At 69.4% G+C, this 22,198-nt stretch carries 25 protein-coding genes; 7 read left to right on the top strand and 18 right to left on the bottom strand.

The window, feature by feature from the left end; translation table 11 throughout:
- Positions 1-48 precede the first annotated feature (48 nt).
- On the bottom strand, positions 49-834 hold the full coding sequence (locus FBZ87_RS14790) for an NRDE family protein (protein ID WP_145611016.1): 786 nt from the start codon (positions 832-834) through the stop codon (positions 49-51).
- A 156-nt stretch (positions 835-990) separates the two neighbouring features.
- Between FBZ87_RS14790 and FBZ87_RS14785 the strand changes: the two genes are divergently transcribed.
- Positions 991-1,311, top strand: coding sequence for a DUF1476 domain-containing protein (locus tag FBZ87_RS14785; RefSeq protein ID WP_145611015.1), 321 nt, complete (start codon positions 991-993; stop codon positions 1,309-1,311).
- A gap of 199 nt (positions 1,312-1,510) precedes the next feature.
- Here FBZ87_RS14785 and purB read toward each other — a convergent pair whose 3' ends face one another.
- From purB to FBZ87_RS14745, 8 genes are all read right to left on the bottom strand, one after another.
- The gene (gene purB, locus FBZ87_RS14780) at positions 1,511-2,806 is read right to left on the bottom strand and encodes an adenylosuccinate lyase (RefSeq protein WP_145611014.1); all 1,296 of its coding nucleotides are present in this window, start codon (positions 2,804-2,806) and stop codon (positions 1,511-1,513) included.
- 124 nt (positions 2,807-2,930) lie between these two features.
- Positions 2,931-3,146 carry a DUF6434 domain-containing protein gene (locus tag FBZ87_RS14775; RefSeq protein ID WP_145611013.1) on the bottom strand — a complete coding sequence of 72 codons (216 nt, stop codon included), beginning with the start codon at positions 3,144-3,146 and terminating at the stop codon, positions 2,931-2,933.
- 16 nt (positions 3,147-3,162) lie between these two features.
- Positions 3,163-3,372, bottom strand: a complete 210-nt coding sequence (locus tag FBZ87_RS14770; RefSeq protein WP_145611011.1) for a hypothetical protein — start codon at positions 3,370-3,372, stop codon at positions 3,163-3,165.
- A gap of 11 nt (positions 3,373-3,383) precedes the next feature.
- On the bottom strand, positions 3,384-3,806 hold the full coding sequence (locus FBZ87_RS14765) for a Fur family transcriptional regulator (RefSeq protein WP_004274465.1): 423 nt from the start codon (positions 3,804-3,806) through the stop codon (positions 3,384-3,386).
- Between the two features lie 176 nt (positions 3,807-3,982).
- Positions 3,983-4,336, bottom strand: a complete 354-nt coding sequence (locus tag FBZ87_RS14760; protein WP_004274464.1) for a helix-turn-helix domain-containing protein — start codon at positions 4,334-4,336, stop codon at positions 3,983-3,985.
- Positions 4,333-4,911, bottom strand: a complete 579-nt coding sequence (locus tag FBZ87_RS14755; protein WP_145611010.1) for a Smr/MutS family protein — start codon at positions 4,909-4,911, stop codon at positions 4,333-4,335. The genes FBZ87_RS14760 and FBZ87_RS14755 overlap by 4 nt, the downstream gene beginning before the upstream one ends.
- Complete coding sequence (gene mltA / locus FBZ87_RS14750) at positions 4,908-6,134, bottom strand: murein transglycosylase A (RefSeq protein ID WP_186454757.1); 1,227 nt, start codon at positions 6,132-6,134, stop codon at positions 4,908-4,910. The genes FBZ87_RS14755 and mltA overlap by 4 nt, the downstream gene beginning before the upstream one ends.
- A gap of 115 nt (positions 6,135-6,249) precedes the next feature.
- Entirely contained in the window at positions 6,250-6,981 is a 732-nt protein-coding gene (locus FBZ87_RS14745; protein WP_145611009.1) for a Tim44/TimA family putative adaptor protein, read from the bottom strand.
- A 164-nt stretch (positions 6,982-7,145) separates the two neighbouring features.
- On the opposite strand from FBZ87_RS14745, the gene FBZ87_RS14740 reads away from it, so the two are divergent.
- Complete coding sequence (locus FBZ87_RS14740) at positions 7,146-7,631, top strand: FxsA family protein (protein WP_145611008.1); 486 nt, start codon at positions 7,146-7,148, stop codon at positions 7,629-7,631.
- Between the two features lie 15 nt (positions 7,632-7,646).
- On the opposite strand, the gene mutS is transcribed toward FBZ87_RS14740, so the two are convergent.
- Both mutS and FBZ87_RS14730 read right to left on the bottom strand, forming a co-directional pair.
- The gene (gene mutS, locus FBZ87_RS14735) at positions 7,647-10,301 is read right to left on the bottom strand and encodes a DNA mismatch repair protein MutS (RefSeq protein WP_145611156.1); all 2,655 of its coding nucleotides are present in this window, start codon (positions 10,299-10,301) and stop codon (positions 7,647-7,649) included.
- A 135-nt stretch (positions 10,302-10,436) separates the two neighbouring features.
- Complete coding sequence (locus FBZ87_RS14730; RefSeq protein ID WP_145611007.1) at positions 10,437-10,970, bottom strand: low molecular weight protein-tyrosine-phosphatase; 534 nt, start codon at positions 10,968-10,970, stop codon at positions 10,437-10,439.
- Positions 10,971-11,158: 188 nt separating this feature from the next.
- On the opposite strand from FBZ87_RS14730, the gene FBZ87_RS14725 reads away from it, so the two are divergent.
- The 3 genes from FBZ87_RS14725 to FBZ87_RS14715 all read left to right on the top strand — a co-directional run bounded on the left by FBZ87_RS14725 (position 11,159) and on the right by FBZ87_RS14715 (position 13,661).
- Positions 11,159-11,821, top strand: a complete 663-nt coding sequence (locus FBZ87_RS14725; RefSeq protein WP_145611006.1) for an ABC transporter ATP-binding protein — start codon at positions 11,159-11,161, stop codon at positions 11,819-11,821.
- Complete coding sequence (locus FBZ87_RS14720) at positions 11,818-13,038, top strand: ABC transporter permease (RefSeq protein ID WP_145611005.1); 1,221 nt, start codon at positions 11,818-11,820, stop codon at positions 13,036-13,038. The genes FBZ87_RS14725 and FBZ87_RS14720 overlap by 4 nt, the downstream gene beginning before the upstream one ends.
- 80 nt (positions 13,039-13,118) lie before the next feature.
- Positions 13,119-13,661 (top strand): DUF3299 domain-containing protein, encoded by a 543-nt coding sequence (locus tag FBZ87_RS14715; protein ID WP_145611004.1) that lies wholly within the window; start codon positions 13,119-13,121, stop codon positions 13,659-13,661.
- On the opposite strand, the gene FBZ87_RS14710 is transcribed toward FBZ87_RS14715, so the two are convergent.
- A complete protein-coding gene (locus tag FBZ87_RS14710) occupies positions 13,658-14,056 on the bottom strand; it encodes an MAPEG family protein (RefSeq protein WP_145611003.1) in 399 nt (132 codons plus the stop codon). The genes FBZ87_RS14715 and FBZ87_RS14710 overlap by 4 nt on opposite strands.
- A gap of 75 nt (positions 14,057-14,131) precedes the next feature.
- Positions 14,132-14,551: a metallopeptidase family protein gene (locus FBZ87_RS14705; RefSeq protein ID WP_145611001.1), complete on the bottom strand. Its 420-nt coding sequence runs from the start codon at positions 14,549-14,551 to the stop codon at positions 14,132-14,134.
- 217 nt (positions 14,552-14,768) lie between these two features.
- Between FBZ87_RS14705 and FBZ87_RS14700 the strand changes: the two genes are divergently transcribed.
- Together FBZ87_RS14700 and bla are read left to right on the top strand one after the other, a co-directional pair.
- A complete protein-coding gene (locus tag FBZ87_RS14700; protein ID WP_145611000.1) occupies positions 14,769-15,536 on the top strand; it encodes a tRNA-uridine aminocarboxypropyltransferase in 768 nt (255 codons plus the stop codon).
- Positions 15,537-15,649: 113 nt separating this feature from the next.
- A complete protein-coding gene (gene bla / locus FBZ87_RS14695) occupies positions 15,650-16,591 on the top strand; it encodes a subclass B3 metallo-beta-lactamase (protein WP_211106945.1) in 942 nt (313 codons plus the stop codon).
- A 164-nt stretch (positions 16,592-16,755) separates the two neighbouring features.
- On the opposite strand, the gene FBZ87_RS14690 is transcribed toward bla, so the two are convergent.
- From FBZ87_RS14690 to FBZ87_RS14670, 5 genes are all read right to left on the bottom strand, one after another.
- Positions 16,756-17,130 (bottom strand): lipopolysaccharide assembly protein LapA domain-containing protein, encoded by a 375-nt coding sequence (locus tag FBZ87_RS14690; RefSeq protein ID WP_186291181.1) that lies wholly within the window; start codon positions 17,128-17,130, stop codon positions 16,756-16,758.
- 116 nt (positions 17,131-17,246) lie between these two features.
- Positions 17,247-17,528 (bottom strand): integration host factor subunit beta, encoded by a 282-nt coding sequence (gene ihfB, locus FBZ87_RS14685; protein WP_040845205.1) that lies wholly within the window; start codon positions 17,526-17,528, stop codon positions 17,247-17,249.
- 429 nt (positions 17,529-17,957) lie between these two features.
- On the bottom strand, positions 17,958-19,682 hold the full coding sequence (gene rpsA / locus FBZ87_RS14680) for a 30S ribosomal protein S1 (RefSeq protein WP_004272478.1): 1,725 nt from the start codon (positions 19,680-19,682) through the stop codon (positions 17,958-17,960).
- Positions 19,683-19,829: 147 nt separating this feature from the next.
- Positions 19,830-20,504, bottom strand: a complete 675-nt coding sequence (gene cmk, locus FBZ87_RS14675) for a (d)CMP kinase (RefSeq protein ID WP_145610998.1) — start codon at positions 20,502-20,504, stop codon at positions 19,830-19,832.
- A gap of 96 nt (positions 20,505-20,600) precedes the next feature.
- Positions 20,601-21,935, bottom strand: coding sequence for a 3-phosphoshikimate 1-carboxyvinyltransferase (locus tag FBZ87_RS14670; protein WP_145610997.1), 1,335 nt, complete (start codon positions 21,933-21,935; stop codon positions 20,601-20,603).
- Between the last annotated feature and the right edge of the window lie 263 nt (positions 21,936-22,198).

The raw sequence follows: 22,198 nt of genomic DNA, 5'->3' as shown, positions 1-22,198 counted from the left end.
AATGGGGTCCTGTACAATGTCAGGCACCCCTCGCCCCACGCCGGGCGCCTATACGGTCGGACTTATCGGCCCAAACCCGCGTCCCAGATCCACATCAAGGAAAGGTGCCTCGTCCGGCCGGCCGGCGGCGAAGCGCCAGCGGGGAAGCACCCCGGCGCGGTCCATGGCCGGCAGGGCGATGAGGGAGCTGCTGGTGGTTTCAAACCCCTGTGGAGTCACGATGCACATCGCCTCGCGCGGATTATCGCCCGCGCCGCTGACGCGGCTGGCCAGCAGCATCTCCCATTCCGCCCAGTGATCGGTCTCAGGATCCGGCGCGGGGGCGGCGGCGAACAGGGGGCGGTAGCGCCGGGTGCGCGGGCAATCCGCGGCGTTCAAGCCGCGGGCGGTGATCATGGAGACGCCCTCGGGGATAGGCGTCACCCGCACCCGGTTGCGCCCCGCCTCCCCCGTATGTTCCAGCAGCCAGGCGTCGCGATTGTCAGCCAGCAGCAGGTTGAAGGGGCGGTAGGCGCGGGTGTCCAAATCCGACAGCGCCTCCACCGGGGCGTCGGCATGGTCCAGCGCCTCCAGCACCAGTTCCCCGCGCGACCGCTTGCCGGCCGCCGGGCCCAGCGAGCCCTCGCGGTTCAGCACGGCGGCCAGGACGCCGGTGTCGTTCAGGCCGCACCAGCTGCCGTCCGCCAGCTCATCCTTGCCGGCCACCACCTCCGGCCGGTCGGGCCAGTGGCGGGCGGGAGGCAGCCAGGGACGATTGTTCATCTCATCGCGGTTGGCGGCGACGATCAGGGGCCAGGCGTGGCCGGGACGGCGGAGAAGGATGACGCTGCACATGGGATGAAGGCACCTGACAGAGTATTGGCGCCGCTTCGGGAAATGCCCCGGGGGCGGCGTATTGCCCCGGGGGCTGTAGACCGCAAGCGACCACCCGATATATAAGGCTGCCGGGGGAAATCGAAACCACCCAGAGCTGTGCTTCGAGGAATAGCGATGACGACCTTTGACGAACGCGAACAGGCTTTCGAGGCCAAGTTCAAGCATGACGAGGAACTGCTGTTCCGCATCTACGTCCGCCGCGCCCGCCTGATGGGTGAGTGGGCCGCCCAGCACCTGGGCCTGACGGGCGACGAGGCCGCCGCCTACGCCAAGGAAATGGTCTCGGAAGACCTGCGCGAGCCCGGCCACCAGGACGTGCTGGCCCGCATCATGGCCGACTTCACCGCCAAGGGCGTCGACATCTCCGCCCACCGCGTGGAGAAGGAGATGGAGCACACGCTGGAAGTGGCCCGCGAACAGATGATGACCGCCTGATCCGCTCCAGGATCACGGGGAATAGGAAAAGGGGCGCCCCATACGGGAGCGCCCCTTTTTTCGTGTTCCCTCAGACGCCGGGCGCCGGCATCCGCCGGCTTGGCTTCCTCGCGTTTCAGTCCGCTTCGCTTCCCAAAACGCTCCGGCGGACGCGGTCGCGTCCTATACCGGCATGAGGCTGGTCTTCATGCCGGACGCCTTACTCGCCAAACACGCGCTTGAACACCGTGTCGACGTGCTTGGTGTGGTAGTCGAGGTCGAAGGCGCCGTCGATCTGCTCGGCCGTCAGGTGCTTGGCCACGTCGGCGTCCGCCTTCAGCAGGGTGCGGAAGTCCTTGCCCTCCAGCCACACCGGCATGGCGTTGCGCTGCACGGCGCGATAGGCGTCCTCGCGGCTCATGCCGGCCTGGGTCAGGGCCAGCAGGACGCGCTGGCTGTTGTGCAGGCCGCCCAGCATGTCCAGGTTGCGCTGCATGTTTTCCGGATAGACCACCAGCTTGTCGATCATGCCGGTCAGGCGGGACAGGGCGAAGTCCAGGGCGATGGTGGCGTCGGGGGCGATGACGCGCTCCACCGAGGAGTGGCTGATGTCGCGCTCATGCCACAGGGTCACGTTCTCCAGCGCCGGCACCACATGGCTGCGGATCAGGCGGGACAGGCCCGACAGGTTTTCCGACAGCACCGGGTTGCGCTTGTGCGGCATGGCCGACGAGCCCTTCTGGCCCGGGCTGAAATATTCCTCGGCCTCACGCACTTCGCTGCGCTGCAGGTGGCGGACTTCCGTGGCCAGGTTGTCGATGCTGGCGGCGATGACCGCCAGGACGGCGAAGTACATGGCGTGACGGTCGCGCGGGATCACCTGGGTGGACATCGGCTCCACCGTCAGGCCCAGCTTGGCGGCCACATGCTCCTCGACCCGGGGGTCGATGTTGGCGAAGGTACCGACGGCGCCGGAGATGGCGCAGGTGGCGATCTCATCCCGGGCGGCGGCCAGGCGATCACGGCCGCGCTTGAAGGCGGCGTAGTGGCCGGCCAGCTTCAGGCCGAAGGTCACCGGCTCGGCATGGATGCCGTGGCTGCGGCCGATGCTGGGGGTATACTTGTGTTCCTGCGCCCGGCGTGCCAGGGCGGCCAGCAGGGCATCCATGTCCGCCAGCAGCAGGTCGGTCGCCTCTTTCAGCTGCACCGCCAGGCAGGTGTCCAGCACGTCGCTGGAGGTCATGCCCTGGTGGACGAAGCGGGCCTCGGGGCCGACATGCTCCGCCAGGTTGGTCAGGAAGGCGATGACGTCGTGCTTGGTCTCGCGCTCGATCTCATCGATGCGGGCCACGTCCCACTTGGCGCGCTCCCATACGGCTGCCGCCGCCTCCTTGGGGATGACGCCCAGCTCGGCCTGCGCGTCGCAGGCGTGGGCCTCGATCTCGAACCAGATCCGGAACCGGTTCTCCGGTTCCCAAATCTTGACCATCTGGGGGCGGCTGTAGCGCGGAATCATGGGGCGTCGCCTCTGCTGGGGGGCTGCTGATGGCGCCGGACCATACGGGCGGCCAGACGCCTTGACCAGTGCAAGGGGCGCAGGGGCAGGGTGCTGCCAGGGTGACGGACGTCACCCACGCCGGTCAGGCCCGGTCCCGCCGCAGCCATTCATCGGCGGCATCGCCCATGGTCCGCCCCACGGCGGCCTTCATCCAGGCCATGAAGGGACGGTCGAACCTAAAATGCTCCCCGCACTCCCGGCGTAAGAAGCGCCGCACGTTCTGGGTGGCTCGATAGCCGGCGGTGATTGGGGTGGAGCGGTCGATCGGGTCGGCATGCCAGTCGAACACCGTTTCCATGCCCTTCCCTGCCCGCTCAGTGCCGCAGGCCGTCGTGCACCCAGCCGGTCACCATGGCCATGACCTCGGGCGGCAGGTCGTCCGGGCTGGGGTGGTGCCAGCGGTAGACGGTGATCGCCGCCTCCAGGCAGAACTTCTCCGGCTGGCCTTTGCCGCGCATCTCCTGGTACGCCCGCACGACGGCGGGGCGGCAACAGTCGGACGTGGCATCCTCGCGGCAAGCCATGGGATGGAACCTCAGGAGCGCTTGGCGCGGTTCAGCGGCACGCCATACAGTTCCAGGCGGTGGCCGATCAGCTCATAGCCCAGCTCCGCCGCCACCTTTTCCTTCAGACGCTCCAGCTCCTCATTGCGGAACTCGATCACCTCGCCCGACTGCAGGTCGATCAGGTGGTGGTGGTGCTCATCCCGGATTTCCTCGTACCGCGCGCGGCCGTCGCCGAAGTCCAGCCGCTCGATGACGTTGGCTTCCTCAAACAGCCGCATGGTGCGGTAGACCGTGGCGATGGAGATGTTGGGATCGATCTCCACGGCGCGGCGGTACACCTGCTCCACATCCGGATGGTCCATGGCCTCGGACAGCACGCGGCTGATCACCCGCCGCTGCTCGGTCATCTTGAGGCCCTTCTGGATGCAAAGCTGTTCAAGACGCGATGGCATGGGGACGCTCCCAAAAGACGGAAATGGTGAACCGGCCGCCGGTAAAGACGGGAAACTATAAACATTCTAAACCGAGCGCCCCGCCCGGTTCGAGTGGAATCGACTGCAGGGCTGCCCCGTTTCGCCGCGCAGCCCGTTTCGTCGCATGAAGCAGCGGCGGGAAAGAGGGCATCTGGTCAGGCCGGCCCGATCAGCGCCAGCAGCCGATCTAACGTGGCCTCGTCCATCTTGCCGATGCGCTGCGCCAAGCGGTTGGCGGCCAGGGTCGCCTTGGGGTGCAGGCCGCTGGTGTCCACCACCACCCGGGGGTCGGACATTTGCGCCAGGCGTTCCATCTCCTCCGCCTCGTCCCAGATGATGCCGAAATAACCGCAAATCTGGCGCACCAGCATGGGCGAGGGCGTGCCCTTGCGACCGTGCTCCAAGGCGGAGAGGTAGGCGGAGGAGATGTGCAGGGCGGCGGCCATGTCCTTCAGGGCCAGGCCGTGCTGCTCACGCAGCTCACGCATCCGCTGGCCGAAGGGGGTCATGGACGCTGCCGCTTCAGGAGCACGTAGAGCGCGCCGCCACCACCATGCTGCGGCTGGGCCTGGCGGATGGCCAGCACCAGGGGGCGCAAGGGCGCCTCCCCCAGCCAGCGGGGCACCGCCACGCGCAGGATGCCCTTTTCCCGGTCGGTGCCCATGTGGACGCCGCCGCCGGAGCCCTTGCCGGTGATGACCAGGAGGGTGCGCCGACCCTCGCGGTGGGCGCGGGCGACGAAGGCGTTCAGGGCGCCGTGCGCCTCGGCCTGGGTCATGCCGTGCAGGTCCAGCCGGCCATCGATGACCAGTTGGCCCCGGCGCAAGCGGTCGTCGGTGCGGCGGTCCAGACCGGCGCGGGCGCCGAAGACCAGCGGGGGATGGACCAGAGGGGCGGCGGGAACGGGCTTGGCCGCCGGCGCCGACGCCAGCGGCGGGGCGGCGGGCACGGCGGTGGCGGCCGCCACCGGCGCGGGCGGGGGCGGCGGCAGGGGAGCGCCCCGGCGCAGCGGGGCGGCGTCGCGCATGACCTCACGCCACAGGCGGATTTCCTCCGACGTCGGACTGCGGCGCTGGCGGCTCATGAAGACGGTCCGGGCCCGGCGGCAATGTTGGCCGGCGTCACCGTGCGTGGCAGCAGCAGCCAATAGCCGCCCCGGCTTTTCATCACGCCGGCGCGGCTCTCCGCCTCACGCCCGTGACCCCAGAACACGTCGCCGCGCACAGGTCCCTGGATGGCGCCGCCGGTGTCCTGCGCCACCATCAGGCGGGACAGGCGCTTGTCCCCGTCCTCCGGGTCGGTGACGTCGAGCCAGACGGGCAGGCCGTAAGGCACGTAGGTATGGTCCACCGCCAGCGAGCGGCCGGGGATCAGCGCCACGCCCTGGGCGCCCAGGGGGCCGTCCCCCTCCAGCGGCTTGAAGAAGACGTAGGACGGGTTGCCTTCCATGGTGGCCTGGGCCTGCGCCGGGTTGGCGGCCAACCAGGCGCGGATGGACTGCATGGTGACAGCGTCGCGGTCCAGCTTGCCATCCGCCGCCATCTGGCGGCCGATGGCGACATAGGGCCAGCCGTTCTGCCCGTCATAGGCCACGCGCATCTCGCCCCCCTCCTCCAGCACCACCCGGCCAGAGCCCTGGATGTGCAGGAAGAAGGCATCGACGGCGTCGTCCAGCCACACCAGCTCCAACCCCTTGCCGGTCAGGGCGCCGGCATCGATACGGCGGCGGTCCTCGTAGGGCTTCAGCTTGCCGTCCGTCACCCGGCCGGCGATGCGCTGGCCCTTCAGGCTGTCGCGGAACTCGCCCAGGTCGACCATCACCAGGTCGGGCGGACGGCGATAGAGCGGCACCGTGTAGCGGCCGTGGCGCGTGCGGCTGCCGCGCAGTTCCGCCTCATAGTACCCGGTGAACAAACCCTCGGGATTGCCGTTGTCGGTGGCGCGCCAGGGCTGGAACCAGCGTTCCAGCGCGGCGCGGGCCATGGCCTCGTTCCCCGGCGGCAGGTTCTTCAGGGCCGAGCAGGGGGCGTTCCAGTCCTGGGGCTTGCCCGCGACACCGGAGGTCTGGCGCAGCATCTTGTCACAGGAACGCAGGATGGCGGGCACGGCCTCAACCACCCTGTCAGCCTGCCACCCGGGCAGGTCGGCATAGGCGGCCGGCTGCAGCACCAGCTTGGCCCCCGGCGCCGGGGCCGGCGGCGGCGGCTCTTCGGAGGTGAACAGGGAACAGGCGGTGGTCAGCAGCAGCAGGGCGCCCGCCACGCCGCGCGCCGCGCGGGCGAAAACGGGCCGGCACGGTATGGGCAATGGTTCCTCGCTGGGCGGCTGGATCGTCAGGTCGAGCCGGACCTTAAAACGGATCGCCGCCGGAAGGAAACACCGGATGCGGCGCGCATCGCGATTTGCGCCGCCATTCGCCCGCTTAATGCGGAACGCGGGTTTCGACCAGGCGCCAGTTGGGGTCGGACGACTTGGTGTCGCGGGCGAAGGTCCAGATGTCCACCACCTCGGCCGGATGCTCGGCGTCGCCGTCCACCACCCGCCCCTGGGCATCGCGCGTGACGTTGGTCTGGTGGGTGATGAACTTCACCGTGCACAGGGCCTGGCCTTCCAGCAGGCGGGCCTGCACCAGGTCCACGGTGTCGAAGGCCTGGATGTGCGCCTCCAGCGTCTCGCCCGCCCGGGCGCGCGCCTCGATGGCCTTGGCAAAGTCGTTGTAGACGGCGTCGGCCAGCAGCGGGCGCAGGGCGCCGGTATCGCCCCGGGCGAAGGCGTCGACGATGATGCCGAAGGCGCCTTCCGCGCCCTTCAGGAAACGCCGCTCGTCAAAGCTGGGATCGGCCTGGTGGATGCGGGCGAGGCCGGCTTCCAGCGACAGCGGGCCGTCGTAGTCGGGCGGGGTGACGTCGCGCGCGGTGCCCTCGATCACCTTGGGCTGCACCCCCTGGAAGGGCGGCGGGCGCACGCCCTGCTGACCCTGGCCCTGCTGACCCTGGGTGGTCGGCCCTTGCGCGGGAGGGACGGCGGTGAAGGGGTTGGGGCGCTCACGCTCCTCCCCCGTCTTGCGGCCCAGCGCCTTGTGCAGCTGATAGGCCAGGAACACGGCGATCATCGCGAAGATGATGATTTCGAAGAAGTAGGAGTTGTCACCCATTGCAGACTTCGAACCTCCGGCGCTTGAAATAAGCCCGCGTTCCAGGCCCAATCGGCACCTGGATACGGGGCCCTCGCCCCACCATGTTAAGACCGAACACCCGGTTGTCATTACGGGCGGCCCTCTCGCTGTAGATAGGCGGCGCCCGAAGAAAGAGCAAGCTTATGCGCCTTCCCCTTTTTCTCATCGCGTATCTTCTGGCGGAAATCGCCGCCTTCGCCTGGGTGGGGGAGAAGGTGGGCGTCCTGGGCACCGTGGCCCTGGTGGTGCTGTCCACCATCGTCGGCCTGTGGCTGGTGCAGCGCCAGGGGCTGGACGCCCTGCGCAAGGCCGCCGGGCTGTCACCGGGCCAGGCCCCGGTGGTGGAGGCCTGGGATGGCCTGTGCCTGGCCACCGCCGGTGTGCTGTTCGCCGTGCCCGGCTTCATCAGCGATGTGGCCGGCGTCGCCCTGCTGGTCCCGCCGGTGCGCCGCGCCCTGCTGGGCCAGGCCCAGCGGCTGTCGGGCACCCGCTTCACCGTGCGGACAGCCGGGGGCGGAATGAATGGGGGCGGCAGCTATGGCGGCCCCGCCCGTCCCACCACCGTCATCGACGGCGACTTCGTGGACGTCACCAAGCCGGACCAGGGCCCCACGCTGCCCAAGGAATGAGGCGCCCGCCCCGCCTCAGTGGGCGCCCTGCAACAACCCCTTCAGCCGGTACAGCTCTTCCAGCGCCTGGCGCGGCGTCAGCTCATCCGGGCTAACGGACTTCAGCGCCGCCAGCGCCGGCGATTCTGGCGGCGGCGCCGCGGCGGGCTCCGGTGCGCGGCGCACGGGCGCGCTGAACAGGGGCAGATCGTCGGCCAGCCGCGTCACGGCGCTGCCTTGGTCGCCCGCCTCCAGGATGGCCAGCACCTCCTCCGCCCGGCTGATGACGGTGGCCGGCAGCCCGGCCAGGCGGGCCACGTGGATGCCATAGCTGCGGTCGGCGGCGCCGGCGGCCACCTCATGCAGGAACACCACGTCGCCCTGCCATTCCTTGATGCGCATGGTGTGGCACGCCAGCGACGGCAGCTTGGACGACAGGGTCGTCAGCTCATGGTAGTGGGTGGCGAACAGGGCGCGGCAGCGCGTGACCTCATGCAGGTGCTCCACCGCCGCCCAGGCGATGGACAGGCCGTCGAAGGTGGCGGTACCACGCCCGATCTCATCGAGGATGACAAGGCTGCGCCCCGTGGCCTGGTTCAGGATGGCCGCCGTCTCCACCATTTCCACCATGAAGGTGGAACGGCCGCGCGCCAGGTCGTCGGCGGCACCCACGCGGCTGAACAGCCGGTCGACGGCACCGATGTGGGCGGCATCGGCGGGCACGAAGCTGCCCATCTGCGCCAGCACGGCCACCAGGGCGTTCTGGCGCAGGAAGGTCGACTTGCCGGCCATGTTGGGGCCGGTCAGCAGCCACAGGCGGTTGGCGTCCGACAGGTCGCAGTCATTGGCGACGAAGGGCCCGCTGGCGGCGGCCACCAGTGCCGCCTCCACCACCGGATGCCGGCCGCGCACGATGCGGAATTCGCGGCTGTCGTCCACCACCGGGCGGCACCAGCGGCATTCCACCGCGATGTCGGCCAGCGAGGTCGCCACATCCAGCGACGCCAGCGCCTGGGCGGTGGAGGCGATGTCGTCGGCCCTGGCCAGGACCGCCTGGGTCAGTTCCTCGAACAGGGCCAGTTCCAGGGCCAGCGCCTTGTCGCCCGCCTCCGCCACGCGACGTTCCAGGTCCGACAGCTCCACCGTGGTGAAGCGCATGGCGTTGGCCAGGGTCTGGCGGTGGATGTAGGTGCCGCGCTGTTCCGCCGCCATCAGCTTGTCGCCGTGCTGGGCGGTGACCTCGATGTAATAGCCCAGCACGTTGTTGTGCCGAATCTTCAGGGTGCTGATGCCCGTATCCCCGGCATAGCGGGCCTGGAGGTTGGCGATGAGGCGGCGCGAGTCGTCGCGCAACTCCTTCAGTTCATCCAGGGGGGCCGAATAGCCCTGGGCGATGAAGCCGCCGTCGCGGGCGTTCAGCGGCAGGTCCGGGCCCAGGGCCGCCGCCAGCATGGACACCAGGTCGGCCGGCACCTTCACGCCGTGCAGGGCGTCGAGAAGGCCTGGGGGCAGCGGCGGTTCCAGGGCGCCGCGCAGCGCCTCGGCCGGGAAGGTGTCGCAGATGTCACGGGCGCGGCCCAGGCCGTCGCGCACCCCCGCCAGGTCGCGCGGGCTGCCCCGGCCCAGGCTGAGGCGGGACAGCGCGCGCCCGATATCCGGCGCCCGGCCCAGGTGCGCGCGGATGTCGGCCCGCAAACCGCCCTGCTCCACGAAATAGGCCACCGTGTCCAGGCGCCGGCCGATGGCGATGGGATCGGTGAGGGGGGAGGCCAAGTGGGCCGCCAGCAGGCGGGCGCCGGCACCGGTGACCGTACGGTCGATAGCGCCCAGGAGGCTGCCGCGCTTTTCCCCCGTCAGCGTGCGGCTGAGTTCCAGGTTGCGGCGGGAAGCCGGGTCGATCTCCATGACCGCGCCCAGCGCCAGGCGGCGCGGCCGGTCCAGGCGGGGCACCCGGCCCTTTTGCGTCAGTTCCACATAATCGACCAGGGAGCCGGCGGCCGCCACCTCCGCCCGGCTGAAGCTGCCGAAGGCGTCCAGTGTGCCCACGCCATACAGGTCCAGCAGGCGCTGGCGGCCGTTCTCGCTGTCGAATCGGGCGTTAGGCTGCACCGTCAGCTGGTCGCGCCACTCGGCCCACAGCTCGAACAGCTCCGGCTGCTGCGTCAGGCGTTCGGACACCAGCAGCTCACCCGGCGCCAGGCGGGCCAGGGCGGCCGGCAGGGCCGCGCGTTCCACCGGCTGCAGGGTCAGCTCCCCGGTCGACAGGTCCAGCCAGGCCAGGCCCAGGGCGCCGCCCACCTCGGCCAATGCCGCCAGGTAGTTGTTGGACCGGGCGTCCAGCAGGCCGTCCTCGGTGATGGTACCGGGGGTGACGACGCGCACCACCTCGCGCCGCACCACCGCCTTGCCACCGCGCTTGCGCGCCTCCGCCGGGTCCTCGGTCTGCTCGCAGATGGCGACGCGGAAGCCCAGGCGGATGAGGCGTGACAGATAGTTCTCGTGCGAATGCACCGGCACGCCGCACATGGGGATCTCTTCCCCCAGATGCAGGCCGCGCTTGGTCAGCGTGATGTCCAGCGCGCGAGCGGCGGCCACCGCGTCGTCGAAGAACATCTCGTAAAAATCACCCATGCGGTAGAACAGCAGGGCGCCCGGGTGCTGGGCCTTGATCTCCAGGTACTGCGCCATCATGGGCGTTACGCCTTGGGCGGAGGACGCCGGGGATGCGGTATCGGTGGTATCGGGCACGGCACTAAATCCGGTAGGACGGGAACGATGGGGCCCTTAGGTATAGCGCCCCCGGCCCGCCAAGCCGAGTCCGTTTCCCTAGCCCGCCTTGCGCCCCAGCCGGCGCTGGACCTCGTCCAGCAGGCCGTCGGCCGCGGCCTCGATCATGTCCAGCACGGTGTCGAACTGGTCCTCCGACCCATAATAGGGATCGGGCACGTCGTGACCCTTATGGTCGGGGGCGTAGTCCAGGAACAGCTGCACCCGGTCGCGGTGTTTGGGTGGCGCCAGGCGACGCAGGAAATCCAGATGATCGCGGTCCATGGCCAGCACCATGTCGTACCGCTCGAAATCATCCGCGTCCACGCGGCGGGCCCGCAGCGCCGACAGATCGACGCCGCGATGGCGCGCCGCCTCGACCGCCCGGATGTCCGGCGCCTCCCCCACGTGATAGCCGTGGGTGCCGGCGCTTGCCACCGTCACATCGTCGGCCAGGCCATCCATGGCCAGGCGGCGGCGCATCACGCCCTCCGCCGTGGGGGAACGGCAGATGTTGCCCGTGCAAACGAACAGGATTGAAATTTTCCGATTATTTTCCAATGCCTTACCCTTATTCCGGGAGTGCCAAGACATCTGCGGCGACTGTAGCAACCTCGGACACGGGAATCAAATGCTCACCCGGTCCCCCTCTCCAAGAAGGTAGGGCCGCGACATCCGGCCCACCCCTTCCCGCTTGCCGGACGTCGCGGCGCCGCCCAAGATGCGCCCGTCCCGCCGGTGGCAGCCGCCGGGGTTCGGCAACGCGGCAGGATACAGGTCCCATGCCCCTTATCGACGTCACCGGTCTGCGCCACGCCATCGCGGGCCGGCCGGTGCTGGATATTCCCCAGTGGTCGGTGGAGGCGGGCCGGCATTGCCTGCTGCTGGGCCCCAGCGGCAGCGGCAAGACCACCCTGATCCATGCCCTGGCCGGCCTGAAGCGGCCGGACGGGGGCCGCATCCTTCTGGACGGCCAGGCGGTGTGGGACCTGGACGCCGCCGCCCGCGACCATCTGCGGGGGCGCCTGATCGGCATCGTCTTCCAGACCCTGCACCTGGTCGCGGCGCTGGACGTGGGCCAGAACCTGCATCTGGCCCGCTGGCTGGCCGGCCTGTCGCGCGACGCGGGGGCCGTGGCCCGGGCGCTGGACCGCGTGGGCCTGGGCAACCGCCTGGCCGCCAAGCCGGAGCATCTGAGCCAGGGGGAAAAGCAGCGCGTGGCCATCGCCCGCGCCGTGGTCACCCAGCCCAAGCTGATCCTGGCGGATGAGCCGACATCGGCCCTAGATGACGAGAACTGCGCCCTGGTGCTGGACCTTTTGCTGGAACAGGCGGAGGTGTGCGGCGCCACCCTGCTGGTGGCCACCCATGACGAGCGCACCCGCGCCCGGATATCCGACCGGCTGGACCTGCCCAAGCTCAGCCCCGTGACGGAGGCGGCATGACCACCCTCGGCCTGGCCTGGGCGTACCTGAAACGCACGGCCCTTACCACCTGCCTGAACGTGGCGCTGCTGGCGCTGGGTACCGGCACCATCGTCGTGCTGATCCTGGTGGGCACGCAAGTGCAGGACCGCCTGGCCAAGGATGCCGCCGGGGTCGACCTGGTGGTGGGCGCCAAGGGCAGTCCGCTGCAGCTGATCCTGTCCGCGCTGTACCAGATCGATATTCCCACCGGGAACATCCCGCTGTCCCAGGCGCAGGCCCTGGCATCCGACCCGCTGGTGGCCCAGGCCGTCCCCCTGGCCCTGGGTGACAGCTTCCGGGGATACCGCATCGTCGGCACCGACCCGGCCTTCGTCGCCCTGCGCCATGCCCAGGTGGCGACCGGCCGGCTATGGCAGGCGCCCATGGAGGCGACGGTGGGCGCCCAGGTGGCGCGGGCCGCCGGCCTGAAGGTGGGCGATCAGTTCAATGGCAACCATGGCCTGTCGGCCGGCGGGGCGGTGCATGAGGGCATGCCCTATACCGTGGTGGGCATTCTGGCCCCCACCGGCGGCGTGGTGGACCGCCTGGTGCTGACCCCCATCGACAGCGTGTGGGCGGTGCACGACGCCCACCATCATCACCACGACGGCGATGCTGAAGAGCACGAGCAGGTGACCCAGCCGCCACCCGAACGCGAAGTGACGTCCGTCCTGCTGCGCTACCGCTCCCCCATCGCGGCCGCGCTGCTGCCCCGGCGCATCAACACCGGCAGCGCCATGCAGGCGGCCTCGCCGGCGGCGGAGATGACGCGGCTGCTGTCCCTGGTGGGCATCGGCACGGACACGGTGCGGGGTTTCGGCCTTCTGCTGGTCGCCTCGTCCGCGCTCAGCATCTTTGTCGCGCTGTACAACGCCACCCAGGCGCGGCGCTATGACCTGGCGGTCATGCGCGCCCTGGGCGCCACGCGCATGCGCGTCTCCTGCCTGCTGCTGACCGAGGCGCTGGCCATGGGGGCGGCCGGCACTGTGCTGGGCTTGGCGCTGGGCCATGGCGCGGTGGAACTGGCGGGCCGCCTGGTGCCCCAGGCCCGCGACATGGGCATCACAGGACTCCAGTTTCCGGCCACCGAACCCTATCTTCTTGTCCTGGCGGCCGGCCTGTCGGTGCTGGCCGCCCTGGTTCCGGCCGTCCAGGCCTATCGCACGGACGTGTCGGCGGTGCTGTCGCGGGGGTGACCCCGCTCCACACCCAGCCCTCAATCGGCCACGATTGGGGGCCAACAAAGCATTTGGCAGTTGAGAGAAAGGATTTCGCCATGACGGTTCAGGCCAAGCGCACATTCGCCGCCGCCCTGATGATGGCGGTCATTGCCACCAGCGCCGTCGCCGGAACGCCCGCCCTGGCGGCCGACAAGAAGGTGGCGTCGGCCACGCCCACGGCACCGGCACCGGGCACGGCGGCATCCGTGCAGGCCAACATCCCCAAGGCCACCCTGGGCTGGGACAAGCTGGCCGACGTCAAGGAAGTGCACAGCATGGACAACGGCCTGCTGCGCGTGCGCGCCGCCTTCGGGCCGGAGGTCCAGGCGCTGGAGGGCAAGCCCCTGACCATCGCCGGCTTCATCATCCCGCTGGAGCAGAAGGAGAAGTCCGGCCATTTCCTGTTGAGCGCCATGGCGCCCAGCTGCCCCTTCTGCCCGCCGCCCGGCCCTGCCGACCTGATGGAGGTGAAGACCAGCGCCCCCATCGCCATGACCAACGAGCCCATCACCCTGACCGGCACGCTGCACATGGTGGGTGATGACGACAACGGCCTGTACTACCGCCTGGCGGACGCCACGCTGCAGGCGGGCAGTTAAATCCCCAGCAGGTAGCGCACCAGGCCGATGAGGCTGCCGACCAGCAGCACCGAGGTCCCGAACAGCGCCAGGCCGAAGCCGGCGGCGCGCTTCTTGGCATCGGCGTAGTAGGCCACGGCGTACAGCACGCGGCCGATAGGCCATGCCAGGCCGATTACCGCCGCCTGGTGGTCGCCCCAGATGTTGGCGAACAGCCACAGGCTGGGAAGGAACAGCACGATCTGTTCCAGGGTGTTCACCTGAACGCGCAGCACCCGCTGGAAGGCCGGCGGGCCATCCACGGACGGCGCCTCCACCCCATGCCGGGTGCGTGCCCGACTGACCTGTCCGATGGTCCAGAAATAGACGAACAACGCCAGAAGCGTGACCAGGCCGGTCCACACGAAGGCCGCCATAACCCCATCCCCTTCTTTCGGCCGGAGGCACCAAAGCCGCCTGCCCATCGTTTCTTATATCGGTACCCCCTAAACTCAGGGGTCGTTGGCCTCGATGCCGTACATGTCGTCGTCCGTGAAGCCGAAATGGTGGCCGATCTCGTGGATCATGACGTTCAGCACCAGATCGCCCAGATCCTCCCCTGTTTCGCACCAATAGTCCAGCAGTGGCCGGCGGTAGAGGAAGATCATGTCCGGCCCGTGGCTGGCGTCGTTGGCGCCACGCTGGGGCAGGGAGACGCCACGGTAGAGGCCCAGGATGTCGAACGGGGTTTCCAACCCCATCTCCCGTTCCGTCTCCTCATCCGGGAATTCGGCGACATGGACCACCAGGTTGCCCATGTGCACCCGCAGCTCGGGCGGGATGGACGCGATGGCGTCGGTGGCCAGGCGTTCGATCTCTTCCAGCGTGGGCGGGGAGGTGAAGCGGCGGGGCAGGACGGTGACGGTGGCCATGGCTCTATACCGGGGTAGGCTGTGCTAGAATCTTGACGGGAGGGCCCCGCCGGGTCCACGTCAACGCTTGTCGGTCCCGCCGTCAAGCCCCGGCGCTCAGGCGTCATCGTCGCAGGCGACTTAACCCCATCACGGGAGGCGGCTGCGGGAAGGACCATGGCGCGGAACCCGACGCCCATGCGCATGGCCCGTTTCATGGAAGAGAACGCTGGTTGAGATGACCGACGACACCGTGCCGCCGGCGGAAGACGCCGCCCCCCAGCCCGCCGCCGCCGCCCCGGCCGCCTGTCCCCGTTGCGCCAAGCCACTGGACCTCTGCGTTTGCGAAGGTATCACGCCCATCGAGACTCGGCTGGAGGTGCTGGTGCTGCAGCATCCCCAGGAACAGGACGTGGAACTGGGCAGCGCCCGGCTGCTGACCCTGGGCCTGGCGCGCGGCCGGCTGAAGGTGGGGCTGTCCTGGCCCAATTTGGCGAAAGCCTTGGGCAGAGAGGCCGACCCGCGCCGTTGGGCCGTGCTGTACATGGGCTCGGGCGACGACGCCGTCGCCACACAGCCCGGTACCCTGCGCCTTGTGGACAGGAAGGGCCAGACGGTGGAGGACCCCACCGTGCTGGCCGACCTGGAGGGCATCATCCTGCTGGACGGGTCCTGGTCGCAGGCCAAGGCCCTATGGTGGCGCAACGCCTGGCTGCTGAAGCTGCGCCGCCTGATCGTCCATCCGGATTTCGTTTCCGCCTACGGCAACCTGCGCCGCGAGCCCCGGCGCGAAAGCGTGTCGACGCTTGAGGCCGGCGCCTTCGCCCTGGCCAAGCTGGAGGGGGACGACACACTGGTGGAGCGGCTGCGCGCACCCTTTATCGCCCTGGTGGCCCGCTACCGCGCCGTGCGCGGAAACCGCCCGCCCAAGGCCGCTGCCAACCGGCCGGCCGGCGAGGGCAGCCGCAAGCCCGACTGGCGCGGCCGCAAGCGCCGGCCCCGGTAGCGGAAAACGCTACCATCTAGTGCGTGGCGAGTGACGCACCGGCCCTTTTTTAGCCAGAATTGGCGGTCACACACGCGGAAGTTTCCCCTCCCCAAGACCTCGGACCGCCTCCCATGACCCTGCGCCTCGCCCTCGCCGCCCTTCTGTTGTGCGGCGTTGCCGCCCCCGTCATGGCTGCCGAGGTCGGGGCTGCCGAGCCGACGCCGCGGACGATGACGCAGCCGGCGGCGGCCTGTCCGGAGGGGGCGGACTGGAACATGCCGGCGGCGCCGCTGCATATCTATGCCGATACGTGGTACGTCGGCACCTGCGGCCTGTCCTCCATCCTCATCACCTCGCCACAAGGCCATGTGCTGATCGACGGCGCCACGGAGAAGGCGGCCCCGCTGATCGAGGCCAATATCCGCGCCCTGGGTTTCAAGGTGGAGGATGTGCGCATCATCCTGAACAGCCATGAGCACCTGGACCACGCCGGGGGCATCGCCCAGTTGCAGCGGGACTCGGGTGCCACGGTCATGGCCCTGTCGGCCGCGGCCGGCGCGCTGGAGCACGGCAAGGGCGACCGGGGCGACCCGCAGTACCTGAGCATCGAGGCCTTCCCCGCCATCCCGCATGTGAAGCGCCTGAAGGACGGGGAAGAGGTGACCCTGGGCCCCATCCGCCTGACGGCCCATGCCACGCCGGGCCACACGCCGGGCGCCACCACCTGGACCTGGGACAGCTGCCAGGATGGCCGCTGCCACCACATCGTCTACGCCGACAGCCTCAGCGCCTACACCGACGACGTCTACCGCTATTCGGACGAGGCAGCGCATCCGGGGGTGCTGGCCCGCTTCCGCCAAGCCATCGCCACCATGGCCGCCCTGCCCTGCGACATCCTGCTGACGCCCCATCCCGACGCCTCGCAGATGTGGAAGCGCCTGGGCCCCAACGCCACCCTGCCCCTGGTGGACGAGACCGCCTGCCATCGCTACGGCGAGGCGGTGACCGCCCGCCTGGACAAGCGTCTGGCGGATGAGGCGGCGAAAACGGAAAAGGAAAAGGCGGGCCGCTGAGAGCCGCCTGTAACCCAACACGTCAAACCAGCGGCATGAAATCATTTCATGCCGCTGCAGGATGCGACCGCATCCGCCACAGTTTTCCGGAGAGTGTCAGCGGACTGGAAAACGAGGAAGCCAAGCGGCCGGATGGCCGCGCCCGGCGCTTGAGGGCAAGCCAACTAGCGCAGCGACATCACCCGCACGTCGGCGGGCGGGGCCGCCGCCGCACCCGCGGCCCGGTCGGCGGCGGCAATGCGCTTTTCCAGATCGGCCGCGTGCAAGCGGGCCGCGTCCAGGTCGCGCTGCAGCTGGTCGCCCCGCGCCCGCTCCTTGCGCAGGGCCCGGCGGTGCTTGCCGGCCGACAGCCAGGAAATCAGGCCGCCGGCGAGGAAGCCCACCAGCAGGGACACGAACACCACCGCAAAGGACGGCGCCACCACCGCGCCGTCCAGCGGCCACAGCGTCAGGCGCACCAACTCCTCATTCACGATGGCGAAGTCGATGGCGACGAGGGCCAGGGGTATGGACACGATCCAGGAAAGGTAACGCAGCACTGGCCGCTCCACTGGCAACGGCCGCCCTGGACCGCCCCCGGATGGGGCGGCCCCTGGGGCGGCGCCGAGAAGGTCCCGACGGAACCGCCGGGACCGGGTCCCACAGATGGGGGCTATCAGTCGGTGTTCAACTGCTCACGCAGCTGCTTGCCCGTCTTGAAGAAGGGAATGAACTTCTCATCCACGTCCACCGCCTGGCCCGTGCGGGGGTTGCGGCCGGTACGGGCGTCGCGCCGTTTCACGGAGAAGGCACCGAAGCCGCGCAACTCCACCCGGTCACCCCGGGCCAGAGCCTCGGTGATCTCGTCGAAGATGGTGGTGACGATCTTTTCCACATCGCGCTGGTAGAGGTGCGGATTGAGTTCCGCCAGCCGCATGATGAGTTCCGACTTGGTCATCGGCAATTCCCCCTTGGGCAATCGGTCCCGGTCTCGCGGGAACGCTATCTTTATCGTGTCGTTGGTGCCTCCCGGCAGGCCGACGGCCTGGGCGTACATCCACCCACGCCTAGCAGGTCCTGATACCGCGCCCCGCTTCCCCTGGTGGCAGGCCTCGGCTAGGCCCCCGTGGGGTCGGGGTCACGGCCTCCGTCGCCGCCCGTCCTCCCTCAACTGTGCCGGAGCGGACCCGTCCTGGCAAGGGTAAGGTCTTCATACTCTTGCATTATCGCTGATTGAACTCAGCCTTTCGGGGGCCCTCCCCGTCGAGCTCCTCCGTCCGGCCAAGCCGGCTGGATAAGAAAAAAGCCGCCCCCGGTTGCCCGGGGACGGCCTTTTCCTACTCAAGACCCGGATGGGCCCTGAAACTCAGTCCTGACGGACCAAGTCTCAGGCCTCGTCCTTGTCCTTCTGGGCGCGCTTCAGCGCGGCGCCCAGGATATCGCCCAGCGAAGCGCCCGAGTCGGACGAACCGAACTCGGCCATCGCCTGCTTCTCTTCCTCGACTTCCTTCGCCTTGATCGACAGGCCGATCTTGCGGCTGGCGCGATCGATCTGCGTGACCTTGGCGTCGACCTTCTCGCCGACGGCGAAACGGTCCGGGCGCTGCTCGGAACGCTCACGCGACAGGTCGGACTTGCGGATGAAGCCGGTGAAGCCGTCGACGACCGACACCTCGATGCCGCCCTCGGTGATGGCGGTGACGGTGCAGGTGACGACGTCGTTCTTCTTGACGCCGGCGACGGTGGCTTCGAACGGATCGCTGGCCAGCTGCTTGATGCCCAGGCTGATGCGTTCCTTTTCCACGTCGACGTCCAGGACCTTCACGCGGACGTGATCGCCCTTCTTGTAGTCCTGGATGGCCTCTTCACCCGACTTGTTCCAGTCGAGGTCGGACATGTGGACCATGCCGTCGATGTCGCCCGGCAGACCAACGAACAGACCGAACTCGGTGATGTTCTTGACCTCGCCTTCCAGCTCGGTGCCGGCCGGGAACTTGTCGACGAACGTCTCCCACGGGTTGTCCAGGCACTGCTTGAGGCCCAGGGAGATGCGGCGCTTCTGCGGATCCACGTCCAGCACCATGACCTCGACCTCCTGGGAGGTGGAGACGATCTTGCCGGGGTGGACGTTCTTCTTGGTCCAGGACATCTCGGAGACGTGCACCAGACCCTCGATGCCGGGCTCCAGCTCCACGAAGGCGCCGTAGTCGGTGATGTTGGTGACGCGGCCCTTGAACTTGGCGCCGACCGGGTACTTGGCTTCCACGCCTTCCCACGGATCAGCCTCAAGCTGCTTCATGCCCAGGCTGATGCGCTGGGTTTCGGAGTTGAAGCGGACGACCTGGACCGTAACGGTCTGGCCGATCTGCAGGGCTTCCGAGGGGTGGTTGATGCGGCGCCAGGCGATGTCGGTGACGTGCAGCAGGCCGTCGACACCACCCAGATCCACGAACGCGCCGTAGTCGGTGATGTTCTTGACCACACCCTGCAGAACCTGGCCTTCCTTGAGGTTGGCCACCAGCTCCGAACGGGCCTCGGCGCGGCTCTCTTCCAGAACGGCGCGACGCGACACGACGATGTTGCCGCGCGAGCGGTCCATCTTCAGGATCTGGAAGGGCTGCGGGGTGCCCATCAGCGGGGAGATGTCGCGCACCGGGCGGATGTCCACCTGGCTGCCCGGCAGGAAGGCCACGGCGCCCGACAGGTCGACCGTGAAGCCGCCCTTGACGCGGCCGAAGATGATGCCGGTGACGCGCTGCTGTTCGGTGAACGCACGCTCCAGCTGGGTCCAGGCCTCTTCGCGCTTGGCCTTCTCGCGCGACAGCATGGCTTCGCCGTGCTTGTCTTCCATGCGCTCGAGGTAGACCTCGACCGTGTCGCCGATCTTCAGCTCAACCGGCTGACCGGGGACGGCGAATTCCTTCAGCGCGACCCGGCCTTCGGACTTCAGACCAACGTCGATGAGCACCATGTCGTTCTCGATGTTGAGAACGGTGCCCTTAACCACCGTGCCTTCGAGGCTCTCGCTCGTGCCGAGCGACTCTTCCAGAAGGGCGGCGAAACTTTCCTTCATCCCACGGTCTTGGGACTTGGCGGCGGAAACCTGGGCCATTTAAACTCCTTGAGTGGATCCAGCACAGGCCCGTTCCAACCCCCCGGCAGACGCCCGGCCGACAGGAGGTTAACTTGGCCCATGGCGTCGGACACCATGCCCGGCGACTTGGGTTGAGTTGGGGGCCGCGCGGCCTAACCGTCCGTTTTAAAGGAAGCCGGGAAACGCGGGTCTGGAGCGGATGAAGTCCGTGGCGGCGACGAATGCCTGTTCGGCATCCATCATGGACGTATCAAGCAAAAACGCGTCGACAGCGGGCTTCAGCGGTGCCACCGCCCGTTGACTGTCACGCGCATCACGAACTTTCATGTCCTCCAGGACGGCCTCGTATATAGCCTCAGCGCCAGTATTCCGCAACTCCGACAAACGGCGCCGGGCGCGGACCTCAACGTCGGCGGTCACATAGAGCTTGGCGGGCGCGTCGGGGCAGACCACGGTGCCGACATCGCGGCCGTCCAGCACCGCGCCTTTCGCGCCGCCGGGCGGGTGGTTGGCGAAATTGCGCTGGAAATCCAACAGGGCCGCCCGCACCTCGGGCACCACCGAGACCTTGGAGGCAGCGACCGCCACCGCGTCCTGGCGCAGCGCCGGGTCGTTCATCAGGGGCAGCACGGTGGCGGGATCGAGGCCCTGGGCGGCGGCGATGGCGGCCTGCGTGTCGTCCGGCGCATGGCCGGCCCGCAACAGCGTCAACCCCACCGCGCGGTACAGCGCGCCCGTGTCCAGGTGGGCGAAGCCCAGGGTGGCGGCCAGGCGGCGGGCCAGCGTGCCCTTGCCGCTGGCGGCCGGGCCGTCGATGGCGACGATGAAGGAAGAAGTCATGGGGATGGGGCGCCTTCGCCGAGCAAGTGGAACCGGAAGGGGGACAGGCCGGTGGCCTAACACCGCCCGCCCCGCCTGGCAAGCCGGCCCCACCCCTCACTCTTGCGTGATGGCGGCGCCAAGGGCGTTGAGCAAGGAGGCGGCCGCCGGGCCCAGGCTGGACCGCACGGCTATGGGGTGCGCAGCTGCGGTGCCCAGCGCCAGGAAGGCCGGCGCCAGGTCGGCATCGACCTCCACCGTCGCCCCGCCCTGCGGCGGCTGGCCGTCGCCGGTGACGGTCAGGACATCCGCCCCTGCCGACACCGTGACTCCGCAGGCGCCCAAGGCCGCCACCAGGGACGGCACCATTCGGGCCAGGCGAAGGGGCAGGCCGCGCAGCACCGTCGTGCCCCGGGCGCAAGACGCCGCCACCGCCACCAGCGCCAGCTCACCGGTGCTGAGGGATGCGGCCGCGACCTCAACCCCGTGCAAGGCATGCGCTGGCGGGTGCAGCCGCAGGTCGGCCACGGGTTCGCCCTCGCTGGCGGCCTGACCCGCCGCCGCCCGGATGGCGCCCATGTCGCCCACGCCCATGTCGCGCAGCACGGGAAGCAGGGCGATGCGGTGTTCATTGACGCCGACGTGGGGCAGCGCGATGCCGGGGCCGGGGCGCAGGGCGGCGGCCACCAGGGCGGCGCCCGCCAGGGAGGCGTCGCCCGGCACCGCCACCCTGGCCGGCCGCAGTTCCCGCTGGCCGTCGATACTGACGGCCCAGGCGCCGTCCGGCTGGTGGCGGGCGGTGACAGTGGCGCCGAACTGGCGCAACAGGCGTTCGGTATGGTCGGCGGTGGGCGTTTCCTCCACCACCGTGGTGCGGCCGGCGACGTTGAGCGCGGCCAGCAGCAGGGCGGACTTCACCTCGCACGCCACCGGGGCCAGCGGCCGGTGGTCCACCGGCACCGGCCGGGCCGTGCCGCGCACCAACAACGGGGGATGGAAGCCGCCCAGCCCGTCACCGGCGGGAGTGAAGGCCGCCCCCATGCGCGCCAATGGAGGCAATGCCGTCTTCAGGAAAGTGGTGGCGGCAGGATGGCCGGTGGTGAGGAAGGTCTCGCCCCCTTGCGTGGCCAAGAGGCCGGCCAGCAAGGCGAAGGCCAGGCCGTCGGGGCCGACGTCCAGCAGGCCCGGGGCCTGGCGCAGGCCGCCAACGCCCACGCCGTGGACCCGCCAGGCGCCCTCGCCCAGTGGCTCAAGATGGGCCCCCAGCGTGCACAGGGCCCGCACCAGCGGCTCCAGCCCGACGGGGGCGCCCGTCACCCGGCTCTCCCCCACGGCCAGCGCCGCCAGCACCAGGGCGCGCGCCGCGATGGCGGCGTCGCCCGGCACCACCACCGTGCCGCCCAGCGGCGGGACGGGGGATGAGATCCAGGTGGACAAGGCGGGCGCGGACATGGGGATTGGAGTCCCTGGAATGGCGGGGCGGAACAGCGTCCAGGATGGCCCTACCCCCGCCGCCGCGCAAGGCGTTGGGGCCCGGGGACTGCCCAGGGGGCCCCGATGGGCGCCGCCGCATGGGACGAAAGCGCCCCCTTGTGGGTGTCTTCGAGGATTCACGTTTGACAGGGGGCGGGCTTCATGGCAAACGCCCGCTCCTGTACCTTTTTATATGAAGCGTGGACATGGCCGGCCCGGGCCGTCGTCACGCGTGTTTTTGA

It is taken from the genome of Nitrospirillum amazonense (assembly GCF_007828035.1).
GTDB classification, from domain to species: Bacteria; Pseudomonadota; Alphaproteobacteria; order Azospirillales; family Azospirillaceae; genus Nitrospirillum; species Nitrospirillum amazonense.
Note: the sequence above shows the minus strand (reverse complement) of the source record. Positions and strands in the feature narration are given on the sequence as shown.